The sequence below is a fragment of the Halosegnis longus genome (assembly GCF_009663395.1).
In the GTDB taxonomy this organism is placed as follows: domain Archaea; phylum Halobacteriota; class Halobacteria; order Halobacteriales; family Haloarculaceae; genus Halosegnis; species Halosegnis longus.
The window spans coordinates 2,078,054-2,093,483 of record NZ_QKNW01000001.1 but is presented as its reverse complement, the minus strand read 5'-3'; the positions used below and the strand labels follow the sequence as shown (position 1 = coordinate 2,093,483).

At 64.6% G+C, this 15,430-nt stretch carries 20 protein-coding genes; 8 read left to right on the top strand and 12 right to left on the bottom strand.

Annotation, left to right across the window (positions count from 1 at the left end; all coding sequences use genetic code 11):
- Positions 1-59 precede the first annotated feature (59 nt).
- On the top strand, positions 60-377 hold the full coding sequence (locus DM818_RS11360; RefSeq protein ID WP_123124170.1) for an FUN14 domain-containing protein: 318 nt from the start codon (positions 60-62) through the stop codon (positions 375-377).
- Here DM818_RS11360 and DM818_RS11355 read toward each other — a convergent pair whose 3' ends face one another.
- The 4 genes from DM818_RS11355 to DM818_RS11340 are packed head-to-tail and all read right to left on the bottom strand — an operon-like array spanning position 378 to position 2,618.
- The gene (locus tag DM818_RS11355; RefSeq protein ID WP_075936618.1) at positions 378-1,118 is read right to left on the bottom strand and encodes a ribosome assembly factor SBDS; all 741 of its coding nucleotides are present in this window, start codon (positions 1,116-1,118) and stop codon (positions 378-380) included.
- Between the two features lie 58 nt (positions 1,119-1,176).
- Positions 1,177-1,344: a hypothetical protein gene (locus DM818_RS11350; protein ID WP_153952624.1), complete on the bottom strand. Its 168-nt coding sequence runs from the start codon at positions 1,342-1,344 to the stop codon at positions 1,177-1,179.
- Positions 1,345-1,386: 42 nt separating this feature from the next.
- Positions 1,387-2,136, bottom strand: a complete 750-nt coding sequence (psmA, locus tag DM818_RS11345) for an archaeal proteasome endopeptidase complex subunit alpha (RefSeq protein ID WP_075936619.1) — start codon at positions 2,134-2,136, stop codon at positions 1,387-1,389.
- A gap of 2 nt (positions 2,137-2,138) precedes the next feature.
- Positions 2,139-2,618 carry an Rpp14/Pop5 family protein gene (locus DM818_RS11340; RefSeq protein ID WP_123124171.1) on the bottom strand — a complete coding sequence of 160 codons (480 nt, stop codon included), beginning with the start codon at positions 2,616-2,618 and terminating at the stop codon, positions 2,139-2,141.
- Positions 2,619-2,715: 97 nt separating this feature from the next.
- Between DM818_RS11340 and DM818_RS11335 the strand changes: the two genes are divergently transcribed.
- From DM818_RS11335 to DM818_RS11315, 5 genes are all read left to right on the top strand, one after another.
- Positions 2,716-3,678 carry a beta-ribofuranosylaminobenzene 5'-phosphate synthase family protein gene (locus DM818_RS11335; protein WP_123124172.1) on the top strand — a complete coding sequence of 321 codons (963 nt, stop codon included), beginning with the start codon at positions 2,716-2,718 and terminating at the stop codon, positions 3,676-3,678.
- Positions 3,679-3,718: 40 nt separating this feature from the next.
- Entirely contained in the window at positions 3,719-4,555 is an 837-nt protein-coding gene (locus DM818_RS11330) for an RAD55 family ATPase (RefSeq protein WP_123124173.1), read from the top strand.
- A gap of 63 nt (positions 4,556-4,618) precedes the next feature.
- Positions 4,619-5,308 (top strand): hypothetical protein, encoded by a 690-nt coding sequence (locus DM818_RS11325; RefSeq protein WP_123124174.1) that lies wholly within the window; start codon positions 4,619-4,621, stop codon positions 5,306-5,308.
- Positions 5,305-5,826 carry a hypothetical protein gene (locus tag DM818_RS11320; protein WP_123124175.1) on the top strand — a complete coding sequence of 174 codons (522 nt, stop codon included), beginning with the start codon at positions 5,305-5,307 and terminating at the stop codon, positions 5,824-5,826. The genes DM818_RS11325 and DM818_RS11320 overlap by 4 nt, the downstream gene beginning before the upstream one ends.
- A gap of 42 nt (positions 5,827-5,868) precedes the next feature.
- On the top strand, positions 5,869-6,192 hold the full coding sequence (locus DM818_RS11315; protein WP_123124176.1) for a transcription factor S: 324 nt from the start codon (positions 5,869-5,871) through the stop codon (positions 6,190-6,192).
- On the opposite strand, the gene DM818_RS11310 is transcribed toward DM818_RS11315, so the two are convergent.
- The 3 genes from DM818_RS11310 to DM818_RS11300 are packed head-to-tail and all read right to left on the bottom strand — an operon-like array spanning position 6,189 to position 7,948.
- Entirely contained in the window at positions 6,189-6,665 is a 477-nt protein-coding gene (locus DM818_RS11310) for a GNAT family N-acetyltransferase (RefSeq protein ID WP_123124177.1), read from the bottom strand. The two genes, DM818_RS11315 and DM818_RS11310, sit on opposite strands and share 4 nt — an antisense overlap.
- Positions 6,666-6,677: 12 nt before the next feature.
- A complete protein-coding gene (locus DM818_RS11305; protein ID WP_075936627.1) occupies positions 6,678-7,325 on the bottom strand; it encodes a metal-dependent hydrolase in 648 nt (215 codons plus the stop codon).
- Positions 7,325-7,948, bottom strand: coding sequence for a hypothetical protein (locus tag DM818_RS11300; protein WP_153952623.1), 624 nt, complete (start codon positions 7,946-7,948; stop codon positions 7,325-7,327). Before DM818_RS11300 ends, DM818_RS11305 begins: the two co-directional genes overlap by 1 nt.
- Positions 7,949-7,999: 51 nt before the next feature.
- Between DM818_RS11300 and DM818_RS11295 the strand changes: the two genes are divergently transcribed.
- Positions 8,000-8,707 (top strand): helix-turn-helix domain-containing protein, encoded by a 708-nt coding sequence (locus DM818_RS11295; protein ID WP_075936629.1) that lies wholly within the window; start codon positions 8,000-8,002, stop codon positions 8,705-8,707.
- Here the strand turns inward: DM818_RS11295 and DM818_RS11290 are convergent.
- From DM818_RS11290 to DM818_RS11270, 5 genes are all read right to left on the bottom strand, one after another.
- Entirely contained in the window at positions 8,704-8,937 is a 234-nt protein-coding gene (locus tag DM818_RS11290; protein WP_075936630.1) for a DUF7385 family protein, read from the bottom strand. The genes DM818_RS11295 and DM818_RS11290 overlap by 4 nt on opposite strands.
- 41 nt (positions 8,938-8,978) lie before the next feature.
- On the bottom strand, positions 8,979-10,316 hold the full coding sequence (gene hmgB, locus DM818_RS11285; RefSeq protein ID WP_075936631.1) for a hydroxymethylglutaryl-CoA synthase: 1,338 nt from the start codon (positions 10,314-10,316) through the stop codon (positions 8,979-8,981).
- Positions 10,317-10,383: 67 nt separating this feature from the next.
- The gene (locus tag DM818_RS11280; protein ID WP_148040774.1) at positions 10,384-11,316 is read right to left on the bottom strand and encodes a type IV pilin; all 933 of its coding nucleotides are present in this window, start codon (positions 11,314-11,316) and stop codon (positions 10,384-10,386) included.
- Positions 11,317-11,514: 198 nt separating this feature from the next.
- Complete coding sequence (locus DM818_RS11275) at positions 11,515-13,350, bottom strand: hypothetical protein (protein WP_143823785.1); 1,836 nt, start codon at positions 13,348-13,350, stop codon at positions 11,515-11,517.
- Positions 13,351-13,422: 72 nt separating this feature from the next.
- On the bottom strand, positions 13,423-14,028 hold the full coding sequence (locus tag DM818_RS11270) for a DUF2150 family protein (RefSeq protein ID WP_075936633.1): 606 nt from the start codon (positions 14,026-14,028) through the stop codon (positions 13,423-13,425).
- 94 nt (positions 14,029-14,122) lie between these two features.
- Between DM818_RS11270 and DM818_RS11265 the strand changes: the two genes are divergently transcribed.
- Complete coding sequence (locus DM818_RS11265) at positions 14,123-15,430, top strand: NAD(P)/FAD-dependent oxidoreductase (protein ID WP_123124612.1); 1,308 nt, start codon at positions 14,123-14,125, stop codon at positions 15,428-15,430.

Genomic DNA, 15,430 nt, shown 5'->3' with positions numbered 1-15,430 from the left:
AAAAGTCCGGCCCCACTCCCCCCACAAGAGTCATGCCTGTGGCTGTCGCCGTAGCACGTATGGTCGACATCAATCCACAACAGCTCGGGTTGGAACTCGGGTCCGGAGCCGTCATCGGCGGTATCATCGGCTTCGCGGCCAAGAAGGTCGCCAAGCTCATCGCCGTGCTCGTCGGCTTGGAGCTGGCGCTGTTCAAGTTCCTCGAATCACGCGGCATCCTCACCGTCGACTGGGAGCGGCTCAGCGGCGGCTTCGTGGAGGCGAGTCAAAACGCCGCATCGGGTGCGCCGCCGTCGTGGGTGAACACCATCCTCTCGACGCTGTCCATCTCCGCCGGGTTTACCGGCGGCTTCTTCGTCGGCTTCCGAAAGGGGTAATCACCGCGTCGCCAACTCGTCTTTGTCTTTCACGACCCGCGTCTCTGCTTCGCCCGACGACACCTCGTTCACCAGCTCGTAGAACTCGTTTTGCATCCCGGCCGGGAACGTGACGACGCCGACCCACGAGCCGTCGTTTTGCCACTCCTCGCGTTCGAGGTCGCCGAACTCGCGCACCTTCGCCTGTCCGGAGCCGGCGTAGTCGGCCGGCAGCTGGGCGGCGACGGTTATCTCCTCGAACCGAATCGGAATCACGGGCCGGAGCGCGTCGAGCGCGTCGTCCACCTGCTGTTGGGCGGGCGTCATCGGGTCGACGGTGTAGCCGGCCTCCTCCAGCGCGCGGTCGATACGCTCGGGCGGGTGTGGCGTGTCGTTCTGCTGTGGGTTGATGCCGTTTCGCGCGATGATGTTGATGAGCCGTTTGCGCTTTTGCTCCTGCATCTCGCGGCGCTGTTCTGCGGTGATCTGAATCTCACCGCGCTTGATTACCTCGGGGATAATCTCCATCGGGTCGGTCGTGCCGAACACCTCTTCGAGCGCCGACTCGGGCGGGCGGTCGCCCGCGGCGGCGTCCTCGAACACGTCTTCGGCGGCGATGACGTCTTCGAGCTCCTGTCCCTCGAACTCCTCGTCGAAGGTGCCCCGCTTGATTGCGAGGGCGGCGTCCGGGTCGACGAGCACCTCGAACCGTTCGCCGTGTGACTCCAGTTGGGCGGTCACCGCGTCGTCGAGTGAAATCATACCTATCGGTACGCGGGTGACCCTCTAAAAGGTGTGTTCGCCGCGGTGTCGGCTCGGCTCACTCCGCGAGCGCCGCCGCCCACAGGTCGGTCTGGTATGCCCACGTCGCCCCGACTCCGGCCCCGACGACGACACCGAGGAAGACGCCGAGACCCCCGGCGACCGTCCCGCCGCCGATGGCACAGAGGACGGCCAGCGAGATGGTAACGAGGTCCTTGTAGTCCATACTGCTCGTGGCGTGCGTCTCGACAAAAATCGCTCGGTGAGGTTACTCCTCGTCGTCGTCGCTCGCGAGCAGGTCGTGGTCGGCGAGGTGGCGCTCGATTTCGTCGTCCGTCAGGTCGACGTACCGCTCGGTCTCGGCGTCGATTGTCGCGACGCCGACGCCTTCGGGGTCGAGCCCGTCGTCGTTGACCGACGCGAGCGCGGCCAGCCCGAGTTCGACGCCCTCCTCCAGCGTGAGGTCGTCGGCGTAGTGGTCTTCGAGGTAGTCGTTGAGTTCACCGCGGTCCTCGCCGACGGCGAGCGCCTGCCACTCGTACGGCGTGCCCGAGGGGTCCGTCTCGAACAGTCGCGGCTGTCCGTCCTCGATGCCGCCGACGATGAGCGCGACGCCGAACGGGCGCGCGCCCCCGACCTGCGTGTACTGCTGGATGTGGTCGGTGATGTTCTTCGTGAGCTGTTCGACGCCGACCGGCTCGCCGTAGCGGAGCCGGCTCACCTGCGCCTGTCGGCGCGCGAAGTCGATGAGCTGGCGCGCGTCGGCGACGTGGCCGGCGCTCGCGACGCCGACGTGGTCGTCGGCCTTGTGGAGCTTCTCGACGGAAGACGCCTCCATCAGCGGCGAGCGCGACCGCTTGTCGACGACGAGGACGACCCCGTCTGCGGTGCGGACGCCGATGCTGGCGGAGCCGCGTTTGACTGCCTCACGTGCGTACTCGACTTGGTAGAGGCGACCGTCCGGCGAGAAGATGGTTATCCCCCGGTCGTACGCCTGCTGTTGAGATTGGCCCTGCATAGTTACTCGCAATCGAGGTCGGTCGCCCCCACGTGGCCGTCGCCGACGCGCGCATCGACCCGCGGCGGGCGGACGACGGCCCGACGGTCCACACCGTCGAGGGCGACCTGTCTCGTTGTCCGATGTACCTGCGGACGTTGTATATACCTTTCCTCACAGGCTCGCACTGTCCCCGAGACGCCGGTGACCCGCACCCCGACGGGGTTCCCGTCGATTTCTGTCACACAGGCGAGGGCTGCCCGCGCTCGTTCCACTTCACCGCGACGGACCCGAACGACAGCGTGGCCCCGGCCGTCCTCGAATTCGAACCCGTACACCGTGAGGTCGGCGTCGGCGCTCCCGGTGTCGCCGAGCAGGTTCTGAGCGGCATACCAGAGGTCGCGCTGGAACGCCCCGCGCGAGAGGTCGGCGTCCGGCCAGCTCTCGACCGCGACGGCGAGATACCGCCACCGCTGGCGGAGATGCTTCGGGAGGTGTTTCATACCTCAGGGTCGGCGGGCGGCGGCTTCAATCTCCGGTCTCGACTGTGAACCTTACCGGCGTCGAAACCCCGAACACCGTGGATTTCGAAGTGAGGGTATGACCCGCGTCTCGGCCGGCGCGCGCATCCACGTCGGCTTCCAGAACCTCTCGCTGTCACACGAGCGGCTCTACGGCGGCGTCGGCTTCGCGCTCGACCGCCCCCGCGTCAGCATCGAGGCGACGCGGGCAGACAGCGTCCGGTGTACCGACACCCTCGTCGCCGAGTACGCGACCGCGGCCTGTGACCTGCTCGACGTGCCCGGCGTCGACCTCACGGTCACAGAGCGGCTCCCCCGCCACGTCGGTCTCGGCTCGGGGACACAGATTGCACTCGCAACCCTCACAGCCGTCGCAGAGACGTACGACCGCGAGCCGCGGGTTCGCGAGCGCGCCCCGGCGCTCGGCCGCGGCGGTCGGTCGGGGGTCGGTGTCGCCACCTTCGAGCGGGGCGGCTTCGTCGTCGACGCCGGCCACCCGACGACGCGGTTCACGACCGACACGCCAGAGGACGGCTCGTGGACCGTCCCGCCGGTCGTCGTGCGCCGCGACCTGCCCGAGTCGTGGCGCGTCCTGCTCGTCTATCCGGACGCCGACGCCGGCCGGTCGGGCGAGACCGAAGACGCCTCGATGCGTGCGGCGGTCGAACGGGCCGACCCCGACCTCGCCGACGAGCTCGCCGGCATCCTGACGCGGCGACTCCTCCCTGCCGTCGCTGCCGGCGAGTGCGAGCCGTTCGGACGGGCCGTAACCGCCTTCGACCGACGCAACGGGACGTGGTACACGGACGCACAAGGCGGCGTCTACCGGCCGCCCGCGGGCGCACTGGTCGACGAACTCGAAGCCAGCGCGGCACTCAGCGGCGTCGGCCAGTCGTCGTGGGGACCGGCCGTGTACGGCATCACCGACGCGAGCCGCGAGCGGGCGGCTCGGGAGGCCGGAGAAGCAGCGCTCGATGCTGTCGGCGTCGCAGGCAGCGTCGAAACGGTCGGTGTCGCGAACGCCGGCGCGCGCGTTGAGTGAGTCGCGTAGGTTTAACCGTGGACGAACTGTACGCCAGGCCATGAGACGTATCCCGTTCGGCATCCGTCGGCTCGACACCACCATCGGCGGGGGAGCGCCGGCCGGTAGTCTCGTACTGCTCTCCGGCGAGGCGGGGGCGGGCGCGCGGGAGTTCGCCTACACGTCGGCGGCGATGAACGCGCTCCAGGCCGTCGACGAGGACCTGTTCGACCTCTACTACGGCGAGGTGACGGAGGGGACACAGCCGGCCCCGAACATCCACTACATCTCCTTTACCGCCGAGGGGCCGCGGCTCCGACGGGAGATGGAGTTCGTCCTCGACGAGGAAATCACCGACGCGGCGACCGAGAACATCACCTTCCACGACCTCTCGACCGAGTACTTCCGTATCTCCCCAGTGCCCCGCGACTGGTACTCGAACCGGACCGCGAGCATCACGAGCCTCGGCGGCGACGAGGACCGCTCGACGGTCCCCGAGGCGCTCGGCGACGTCCTGTCCGACCACGCCACCGAGAACCTGGTCGTCATCGACTCGCTGACCGACCTCATCAGCGCCGCCGGCGAGGATATGTCGTGGGCCGACATCCCGAAGCTGCTGAAGGGCATCACCCGGGCAGCCTACGAGTGGGGCGGACTGGTACTCGTTCTCCTGAACCACGAGACGCTGTCGACCGAACGCCACGGCCAGCTGGTGGACGCCGCGGACGGCTCGTTCCTCTTCGAGTGGGAGTCGGGCGGGTCGACCCGGGCGCGGACGCTCGTCGTCCGGCAGTTCCGCGGCATCCTCTCGGCCATCGAAGACGAAGATATCGTCCAGTTCGAGACCGAAATCGGCGATGCGGGCTTCGATATCAGCGACGTGCGCAAAATCCGGTAACCGTCGTCACGGCGTGTTAGTTAGCCGAATCCTTTTTGTCGGTCGGTTCCAAGCAGTGTCAAGATGGCCACAGAGTCCGACAGTAGCCAACTTACCATCCGGCTCCCTCCGGACCTCGAGTCGTGGCTGGAGGGGTTGGCCGACGAACGCGGGATGGACCGCGACCGGCTGCTGGAGCGACTGCTGGAGGCGAATCAGCGCGCCCTCGAACAGGGCGACGGCGACGAACTCTCCGTCCGCGTCGACGACCTGGAGTCCGAGTTCGACGAGAAAATCGACGACATCCGTTCGCGGATGCTCCAGCTCAAGCGACAGACGGAGGCGAAAGCGCCGGCCGACCACGACCACGAGGAGTTCGACCGGTTCGACACGCTCGAAGACCAGCTCACGGAGATTGCACAGACGGTCTCGACGCTGGAGGCGGACATCGAGGAGCTGGCGAGCGCCGTCGAGACCCACGACGAGGCGATGGAGACGACACAACAGCGGCTCCGTCGCGTCGCGGCCGCGGTCGTCCGTCTCCAACAGCAGACCAACGGCGACGGCGAGGACGACCGACTGACGAAGCTGCGTGAGATAGCCGCCCGACGCGGCTTCGAGACGGCGACCTGTCGCGCCTGCGGAAACTCCGTCAACATCAGCCTGCTGTCGGAACCGGCCTGTCCACACTGCTCGACCGAGTTCGGCGACATCACGGGCAACAACGGCTTCTTCTCGACGCCCAAGCTGGTCGCCGGGAGCAGCGACCAGTGAGTGACGACGAGGAGTTCGACGTGGAGTTCGAAAACGACGAGGAGTTCGACGAGCAGTTCGATATCGACGCCGACGACGAGACGGACCTCGACGTGGATATCGAGGCGGAGCCGTTCCGGAGCGCCGACCACACGCCGGAGACGGCGCCGGGTGACGACCCGCTGGAGGTGTTCGACACGCCCGACGACGAACCGCTTGACGACGACGTGTTCGACGAGATGGACACCGGCTCCGAGTTCGACGACGCCGACGTGTTCGACCTCATCGAGGAGGAACCCGAGTCGGACGCCGACAGCGACCTCCTCGAACTACAGGAGGTCGAGGCGGTCGACGAGGGGGTCATCGTCCCGAAGAGCCAGTACTGCGAGCAGTGTGAACACTTCAGCGCACCCCCCGAGATGGCGTGTGAAAACTCCGGGACGACGATTCACGAGCTGACAGATCTCGAACACGTGCGCGTGACCGACTGCCCGATCGTGACCGAGCGGACGCAGATGCGGTCGCGCGACGCCGAGTGACGTGTCCGGGCACTTTTCGGCGTCCGTACCCGAACCCGCCGTATGCAGTTTTGTGACGAGTGCGGCTCGATGATGCATACGGATGGTGACCGGATGGTCTGTTCGTCGTGTGGCCACGCGACCGTCAAGGACGCGTCGCTGTCCGAGGACTACACCTCGACGGAGGCACAAGACGACAGCGACGTCATCGAGACCACCGAGGACGCCAACTTCGAGGGGAAACCGACCGACGACACCGTCCGGTGTGACGAGTGTGGCCACGGGGTCGCGTGGTACACTATCAAACAGACCGGCAGCGCCGACGAGCCGCCGACGCGCTTTTTCAAGTGCAGGGAGTGTGGCCACCGCTGGCGCGAGTACAGCTAAAGCTCGCGGACGACCATCTCTCCCCAGCGCGTGAATCCGTATCGGTCGTAGAACGCCTTCGCACGGTCGTTTTCTCCGTCCACGTCGAGGACGAGTCTGTCCAGCGGGAGCGACTGCTCGCGAGCGTGGGCCAGTCCGCGCTCCATCAGGTCGTCGGCGACGCCCGTCCCGCGGTGGTCGGGGGTGACGTACACCTCGTTCAGGACCGCGGCGTCCCAGACGAATGCGAGCCGTTCGGGGAGGAGAAACAGGTAGCCGACGAGGTCGCCGTCGCGCTCGGCGACGAACAGGCACTCCTCGTCGTCGGTACACCGGCGGACCCACGCGAGCCACCCCTCACGGTACTCGTCGGTGAGCTTCGCGTCGTAGGCTTCGGCCTTCGCCTCGTCGTCGGTGTCGCCCATCGCCGTCTCGAAGGCGCGCTTGAGTCGCCACAGCGCGTCGGCGTCGTCCGAGTCGTAGGGTCGAATCACACCGAATGGGGACTACGCGCTCGCTTCAGTGTCCCGGAGTCCGAGCCACGTCGCGAGACAGCCGACGAGCACGAGCGTGACGTGCCAGCCGCGGAAGACGACGGGGAAGATGCGCTCGGTTCCCGGCTCTTCTGCGCCCCGCGAGGGGTCGACACCGCTGGCGACGTGGACGGTCTCGGTCGACCCGCGCTGACCGACGTTCACGCCGCCGTCCGTCTCCGGCTCCGGAAACTCGATAAAGCTCTGGAACAGGGTTCCGGAATCGTAGCCGACCCGGCCGTCGACGGCGACGAACTGGTCGACGAGCGGGTAGAGCGGATTCACGCCGAGCGCGGTGAACATGTCGAGTCCGATGCCGGCCGCGACGTACGCGAACAGCCCGGTCCAGAGTCGCGAGACGTCGCCGGGCCTGAGCCGAGCGCGGAGCCAGTCCGAACGGGTCGTCCCGTGCCACAGGCCGAGCGCGAGCAGCCCCGGCGCGAGCAGGGTGTGTAACATCGCGCGGTGGGTCGACGCCACGACGAGGGAGGTGAACGTATCGAGGTCGGGGATGATGCAGGCCGCGACGACGACGAGGACGGCCCGGCGGTCGAACCGCGCCCCCAGCAGCGCGGCCCCACACAGCAGACCGAACGCGACGTGGACGACGGTCGAGGGCATCAGGTCTCACCCCGCGTCTGTTCCACGAACCGGAGTCCGACCACGACGACGGCGACGAGTGCGACCAGTAGCTCCCATCCGGCGTTGACGAGGACGGCCCGCACCGTTTCGCCGTCGCCGGTGACGAACGGCGACGGAACGGTGTAGCCGCCCGAGACAGTCCCTTGGCCGGCCTTCGGGAGGAGTTCGCCGCCGCCGAACTGCGGCTCGAAGAAGGTGAAGAGGAGTCCTTCGGTCGTGCTGTACGCGAGTTGGCCGTAGACGGCCAAAAAGCGGTCGTGCAGCGGCCACAACACGGCGGCGCTCTCGACGTTGAACAGGTCGAACGCTACGGCGACCGTGTACGCCACCACCGCCGCCCACGCGAGTCGCATCGCGTCGGCCGTGAGTCGCTCGCGGAGCCCGATGCGGCGGCTGGTGAGGAGTATCACCGCGGTGAGCGGAAGCCAGACGTTGTGGAGGGCGGCGTTGTGGAGCCCGGGATGGAGTATCGCGAGCGCGGCATCGACGTCCGGAAGCGCGGCGGCGACGGCGACGAGTCCGACCGCGCGAGCCGAGAGGCGGTCGAGCATCGCCGCCGCCACCAGCACTCCGGTCGCGACGGCGACAAGCGTGGTCACCATTGCCACGGCTGGGTGCGGAACCGCAATAAGCATCCGGGCGGAGAGGGAGACATGGACGACACCACGCGCCAGCGGCTCGCCACTCACATCGCCGGCGAGGTGACGATGAGCGACGAACCGGGCGCAACCCTGCGCAAGTGGCGCGAGGAGTTCGACGTGACCGGCTCGACGCTCGCCGACGAACTCGACGTGTCGCCGTCGGTCGTCTCGGATTACGAGTCCGGCCGACGCGACTCCCCCGGCGTCGGCATCGTGCGCCGGTTCGTCGACGGGCTGCTCGACATTGACGCGGCACGCGGCGGCGACCGGCTCCGACAGTTCGCCCGCGTGCTCTCTGCCGGCTTCGACTCCGATATCGTCCACGACCTCCGGGAGTATCCGACGACCGTCCCGCTGCGGCGGTTCTACTCGGCCATCGGCGCAACAGAGGTCGTGGGCGGCAGCGACCACACCGTCGCCGGCCACACCGTCATCAACTCCATCGCGGCCATCTCTCGGCTGTCGAGCGAGGAGTTCTATCGGCTCTACGGCCAGTCCACGAATCGTGCGCTCGTCTTCTCTGACGTGACGCGCGGCGAGGGGCCGCTGGTCGCACAGCGGGTCGTCACGCCGACGCCGACGGCGGTCGTGCTCCACGGACTGTCGGAAGAGGAGCTGTGGGAGCACGCGCCGGCGCTGGCTCAAACCGACGGCTACTCGCTCGCGGTGACCGACGAACCCCTCGATGACGTGTTAGACACGCTCCGCGGGCTTCCCTAGGGCTTGTGCGTGAAGATGACGGCGTCGCCCTCGTGGGTCGTGACACACAGGTCGAGTTCGAGTGAGAGTTCGAGGCTGTTGTACTCGTCCGTACAGACCACGGCGTCGTCGAACGGCTCGCCACAGGCCGGACAGGCCATCGCGACGGTGTTTCGGTAGCTGTCGATACCGTCGGCCGACTCGATCGGCGTGACCGACGAGATGAACTCCTCGTACTCTGCGTCGTCCATATCCGCCGATACAACCGAGGGGGTATAGTTCTACGCCCTACTCACTCGACGTAGCGGTACTTGCGCTCGCCCATGCGCCCCCAGCCGTCGAAGACGAACTCCGCGTCCGGTGCCGTGAACTCCTCGTAATCGCGGTCCTTCGAGTGGTCGTGGGCGTCGTGGACCGTCTCGTACTCGGCGAAATCCAGGTCGTAGCGCGCGTCGATCTGTTCGTCGATGTTGAGCTGTGCAATCTCGTCCTTCCAGCCCGGCTGGACGGTCTCGTGGTGGACCTCCGCCTGCGCGCCGGAGCCGTATGAGGCGACGAACAACCGCTCGTCGGTCATCTCACGGCCCGCTTCGTGAGCGCGCTTGAGCGCCGCCAGCCGCGCGACGTGGACCGAGCCGGTGTACCAGTTGCCGACGTGGCGGGCGATATCGAGCGTCGGGTCGATTGTCGCCTCGTACCACTCCTGGTACCGCGTCGTCTCTTTCAGTTCGTCGGTGTAGTCGCTGACTGCATCGAGGAACGCCTCCTCGCCGTCGAACTCGGTCTCGCGGGGCTGCATTCCGATCTGTTCGGCCAGCGCCTCCTCGATTTCCGTGTCGCGGGTGATGTGTCGGTACGCGAGCAGGGCGGCCTTCCGCACCATCCCCGGGAACGGGGTGTGGAACGGCGCGTACACGAAGTCGTCGGGGTGGATTTCGCCCGCGACGGACTCGTAGTCCTCGACGGCCTCGCGCATCCGCGCGAGATACACCTGCACGGAGCGTTTGCCGTCGACGCTCGGGAACTGCTGGTTCGGCTTCAGGAAGTCCGTCTCGTCGGCGCTCCCGTACCCCTGCTCGTCGGACAGCGTCACCAGCGACGGGTCCTCGGAGATGAGCATCGCGACCGCACCCGCACCCTGCGTTGCCTCGCCGGGATCGCCGCGCGCGTAGAGTGCGGTATCCGTCGCGACGACGATTGCTGCCCGGCCGCGATTCCGACCCGCGCGAATCCAGTTGTACGCGTCGTCGATGGCCTGTGTCCCTGCGACACACGCGAACTTCCGTTCGCCCTTGTTGGCGTGGTGGAAGTCGCCGTCGAAGGTCTGTTCGAGACAGCCTGCGATGTACGTCGAAATCGGCTTGGAGTTATCGAACGACGACTCCGTCGCCACGTCGATACGCCCGATATCATCGGGCTCGAGGTCGTTGCGCTCCATCAGCCGCTTGCAGGCGTTGGCCCCCATCGTGACGATATCCTCGTACGTGTCCGGGAACGAGGACTCGTATAGGCCGAGTCCCTTCGTGTACTTGCCGGGGTCGTCGCCCTTCTCGGGCGCGAACGTCTCCGCTAAGTCCAATTTGAGCTTGCCGGTCCATATCTCCGCCGCGTCGATTCCGACATCGGTCATACCACTCGCTCGGAGAGCAGCTATAAGGGTCTGACGACGGCGAGTTCGTCAGTAGTCGAAAATCAGATTAGTCGTCGTCATCGTCGTCATCGTCGTCATCGTCGTCATCGTCGTCATCGTCGTCATCGTCGTCATCGTCGTCTTCGCTGATACGCAGGTAGTACGTCGATTCGGAATCGTCGTCGTACTGCAGTGTCACGACGTGCGTCGCATCGTCTCGGTCGGTGACCCGCTCGACTGTCTCATCCTCGATTTCCGTATCCTCGAAGTCGAGACACTCCACCTCACCGGGGTCAAGGTCCATTCGCTGGTCGTCACCTTCGTCGTCCTCCTCATCGTTTTCATCGTCTTCATCCAACTCGGTGACGCTTGCTGTTTCGACAGCGGCGGATGGAGGTGAGCTGAGTCGGATACAGAGTTCGAGTTCTTCATCTTCGGTTCCGACACTGGAGAACTCGACGCGCTCTGCGACGCTCGGGGTCGGCGTTGGCGTGGGAGTAGACTCTGGTGTCGGGGTTGCGGTTGGCGTCGCGGTGGATGTGCCACCGGGAGCGTACGTCGCGGGCGTCCGTGTCGAGACGATTTCCTCGATGGTCGAAACGGAATCAACCACGTCGCCGTCGTTGGTAAGCAATCGGACTGAGAGTCCGGAGTCTGGCCCGTCCGTCGAGATGTCGTAATCGCTGAGGTCTCCACGCCACACATCCCCGGGCCCGTAGATATCGTCCCCGCCGGATAATCGACCGTCGGTGAACGCAACGCGCGTCGTCGAGCCGTCGCGTATCAGCAGGTGAAGTCTGTCGGCTGCGATGGTATCTCCGCCCATGTGCGTGAGCCGCAGTTCACCGTCTTCGATTTCGGCGGCGAGATTTGCTTCGACGCCCGTCGTCTGGTCGGCGACGTTGGAGACGACCGCACCACCGGCGACTACGCCGACCGTGACGAACACCCCCACGAGGAGGACCGGGCCAATGACAGACGACTGAGCGCGGTCGTACACGCGGTTATTTATCCTACTTGTATAAAACAAGTTTCGGTGGGGACAGACTCCGGAAGACGCGCATGCAATATTCGTAGAATCTACTAACAAGATATCTTATAGAGTAACTACCGGATGTGTTCTGAAGTAAGCTAAAATGCCTATACATGGAGTCAACGGTTTAGATTCTATATCTAAATATGCATAAATTATTTTTAATTATTGGACAATTATGCTTCCCTTTTCTGGGCTTCCATTTTCTGGCTCTTTGTCCCCTTCTTGAAGAATCAGGAACTGCCCCATGTTATTATTTGGGTTGACAATTCGCGTTCCGGGGCCGGTACTGGAAGCGGTGTTGAACTGAAGCGACCCACCCTTTGCGGAGGCCGATATCTGTTTTTGTGAGATGAGTTTTGCATCGCCGATATCGATACTGAATCCCAGGCGATTCTGATTCGCGTTGAGGTTCATACTTTTACCGTTTGCCACTTCCAGTGTTGCACTGCGGAGGTCCATTCCACGACTTGTCGAGAGTTTTAGGTCAGATCCAGAGATTATCTCGGCATTTTGACCGGTTAGAGATTGCCCGGTCAGAGATATCTGTTTCCCCCGAGCAGACGTAATTCTCGCATCCGAGACATCAACAGACTGTGACGACTTAACCTTCACTCCAGACCCCGATTCAATCGTCGCACCGGAGGTGTCAATCGGTCCGCCAGTGAGTGTTATCTGTTTCCCCTGAGCAGACGTAATTGTTGCTCCAGTGGCATCCACCTCTCCAGATGGTTCTATTTTCACCCCAGATCCAGAGTCAATCGTTGCGCCTGAAATATCGGCTGATCCTCCGCTGAGCGTGGTTTGTTTTCCTGATGCAGATGTCAGTGTGGAGCCAGCGAGATTTAGTGTTTCATCAACGCCAATATTTAAACCAGCATTAGTGGCATCAATACTGACATCATTTGCGGTGAGCGATACAGCCGACATATCAATTTTACTGACGGAGATATCTTTTCTAAGGACAATATTCTCACCACTAAAGTCACCATTCGGTCCAGTATTGGCATTTCCGTCGAAGTCGGACTCTTCATACGTTGTCTCGTCGGAATCGTACTGGCCGTTCGTGTTTGCATCATCAAATGCAACCGCATTCTCAGGAAGTGGATTGTTGCCACCACCGCCACCACCGCCGCCTCCACCACCGCCACCACCCGGAATCGGTGCGATAGCGGCGAGCCCGCTCGGCGGCGTCGAATCCATCCCGACTTCCGTACAGACGATGTCGTAGTCGCCGGCGAGGTCGATGGTTACCTCGCCGCTCGCGACCGAGAGACCGTCAACGCCGGGCGCGCTCTCGAGGTCGGACACCGATTCGTAGCCGAGGGCTTCGGCCCACGTCGGTGCCTCCGCACTCGTCGGGAGCGTGACTACGGGGTCGGTGACGGTCTGGCTACTCGTCGTTCCGCTGTAGAGGTCGACGGAAATCGACTCGGTGCCCGACTGTTGGGTGTCACCGAACAGCGCGACGAGATTCACGACGCCTGTGGTACTGGCATCGTCTTCCCCGAACAGCAATCGGGCGCGTGTTTCGACGCGTTCGGTCCCGTCGTCGAACTCGTTGAACACGAACGTGTTCTCGTACTTCGTCGTCGGCGCGTTGTTGTAGTAGCTGTAGTTGGGCGTGTAGCTCGCGCGAACCGTCTGGTCGGGACCGGGACAGACGTTGCCGTCGCTGTTGGTCACCGTGATATCGCCGCGGTCGGTCGTCGCGAACCGACCGTTCGCCGACGGAGCGTTGAGTGCGAAGATGCGGGCGGGGAAGTTCTCGCCGAGTTGGATTGAGGATGCGCCGTTCTCGCCCGCGTTGGCGGCACGGACGATGGTGTTGCGCGTGTCGACGATGTCGCGCTGGACTGCCTGATTGTGGTCAAACTCGACCTGTTGGTTCTGCTGTGGGACGATGACGGCCTGATAGGAGGTAAACGCGATAATCGCGAATGAAAAGAGGATGATAACGCCGACCTGCACCGACTGGCCGCGTGTATCATCCCGGAACATACAGTTGGTACTGGTTCGCGACACGGACGTATAAGCGTCGTGGGGTGAGTCGTCGGGAGAACGGCGACCGGCTCAGGCTTCCTCGACGAGCTCGGGGTCCGAGAGCGCGTCCTGCAGGGAGTCGAGGCCGTTGACCCACTCGGCGACGTAGCCGTACTCGAGGTCGGCGGCGATGCTGCTCACGTCGGTGTCGGTGCCGTCGATGACGAGCGTGCCGGCCTGCGCGCAGTAGTTGAACGCGGTGTCGAACTCCTCGTCGGCCTCGGCGTCGACGGCCGCCTGGATGTTGGCCGCGACGGTTCCCTCCTCTGGGGTGCCGCTGACGACGAACGCCTCGGCGGAGGCGGCGACACAGTGGAGCGCCATCTGGACGGAGTCGACGAGCATCGCCTTGTCCTCGTCGTCGATTGCCACGTCGTCGAGGACGACGGCGGCGAACGCTTCGAGTTCGTCGAGGGCTTCGTCTTCGTCGAGGAGGTCGTCGCGGTAGGCGGTGATGATCTTCGCGACGGCGATGGCGGCGTCGTCCTGTAGGTTCAACAGGAGCCGAGCGGAGTCCTCGTTTTCGGGGTCGATATCCTCGTCTTCGAGGCGGGTGAGCCAGTTGTTCCAGCGCTCCTCGCTGTAGAACTCCTCTGGTAGCTCTCTGTCGCCCTCGGCGCTCTCGTCGGTGCTCATATCTCCGCAGTCACACAGCCAGCGGTATAAGAGTTTCAAGCCACGGCCGTCAGACCGATGGAAAGACCCATACCACAGACTCCGAAGTATGGGTATGATTGCTGTCGTCGGCGGTGGTATCGCCGGACTCGCCGCGGCGTACCGCCTCCAGCAGGCCGGCCACGACCCGACCGTCTTCGAGGCGTCCGACACCGTCGGCGGGCTGGCGGCCACCTACGAGACCGAGGGGGACCCCATCGAGGCGTACTACCACCACCTCTCCGCTACGGAGGAGACCATCGTCGACCTCGCGGAGGAGTTGGGCGTCGAGGACCGACTGGAGTGGCTGTGGGGCCACGACTCCTACTACGTCGACGGCGTCGTCCATCCGCTGAACACGGCGTGGGAGATCGCCGCCTATCCGCATCTGAGCTTCTACGATAAGTTCCGACTCGGTATGCTCACCCTCGGGGTCGACGTGCGCGGCGGCATCCCCAGCTTCGACAGCTACGACGAACTGGAGGCCTACGAGCACGTCCCCATCAAGGAGTTCCTGCTCGAACACACGACGCAGGGCGTCTACGACTTCTTCTTCGAGCCGCTGCTTCGCGCGAAGTTCGGCTCGCGCAAGGAGGACGTGTCCGCGGCGTGGCTGCTCGGTCGCATCCAGTTTCGCGGCGAGCGCGACCTGCTGAAAGGCGAGAAGCTCGGCTACTTCGACGGCAGCTTCGCCGTGCTCGTGGACGCGCTCGTCGAGGCGGTCGGCCGCGAGAACGTCGAGACCGGTGCGCGCGTTCAGGATATCGACTTCGATGAGTCCGTCAGCTCCCTCAGTGTCGAGCAGGACGGGACGACGACCGAACACGCCGTCGACGACGTGGTGGTCACGACGATGCCCCACCTGCTCGAACGCTGGACCGGCTACGAGTGCGACATCGAGTTCCAGGGGTCGGTATGTGCCGTCGTCGGAATGGACGAGTCGGTGACCGACACCTACTGGCTCAACATCGCCGACGAGGCACCCTTCGGCGCGCTGATCGAGCACACGAACTTCGTCTCGCCCGAGCGCTACGGCGGCGAACACCTGCTCTACTGTGCGAGCTACATCCAGAGTCAGGACGAGGAGCTGTGGCAGCTTTCGGACGAGGAGGTTCGCGACCGCTGGCTCGGTGGCATCGAAGAGATGTTCCCGGAATTCGACCGCGACTCGGTGAACTGGATGGAGATTGCGCGCAACCCCCGCACCGCACCAATCTACGAGCGCGGCTACCTCGACATGGTGGTTCCCTACGACCTCGGTGGCGACATCGCCGACGGCATCTACTACGCGGGGATGGCCTCGCGTGCACAGTACCCCGAACGGTCGCTCAACGGGGGTATCGAGGCGGGGTACGCGGCGGCTGACGCGCTGTTAGAGGAGTAG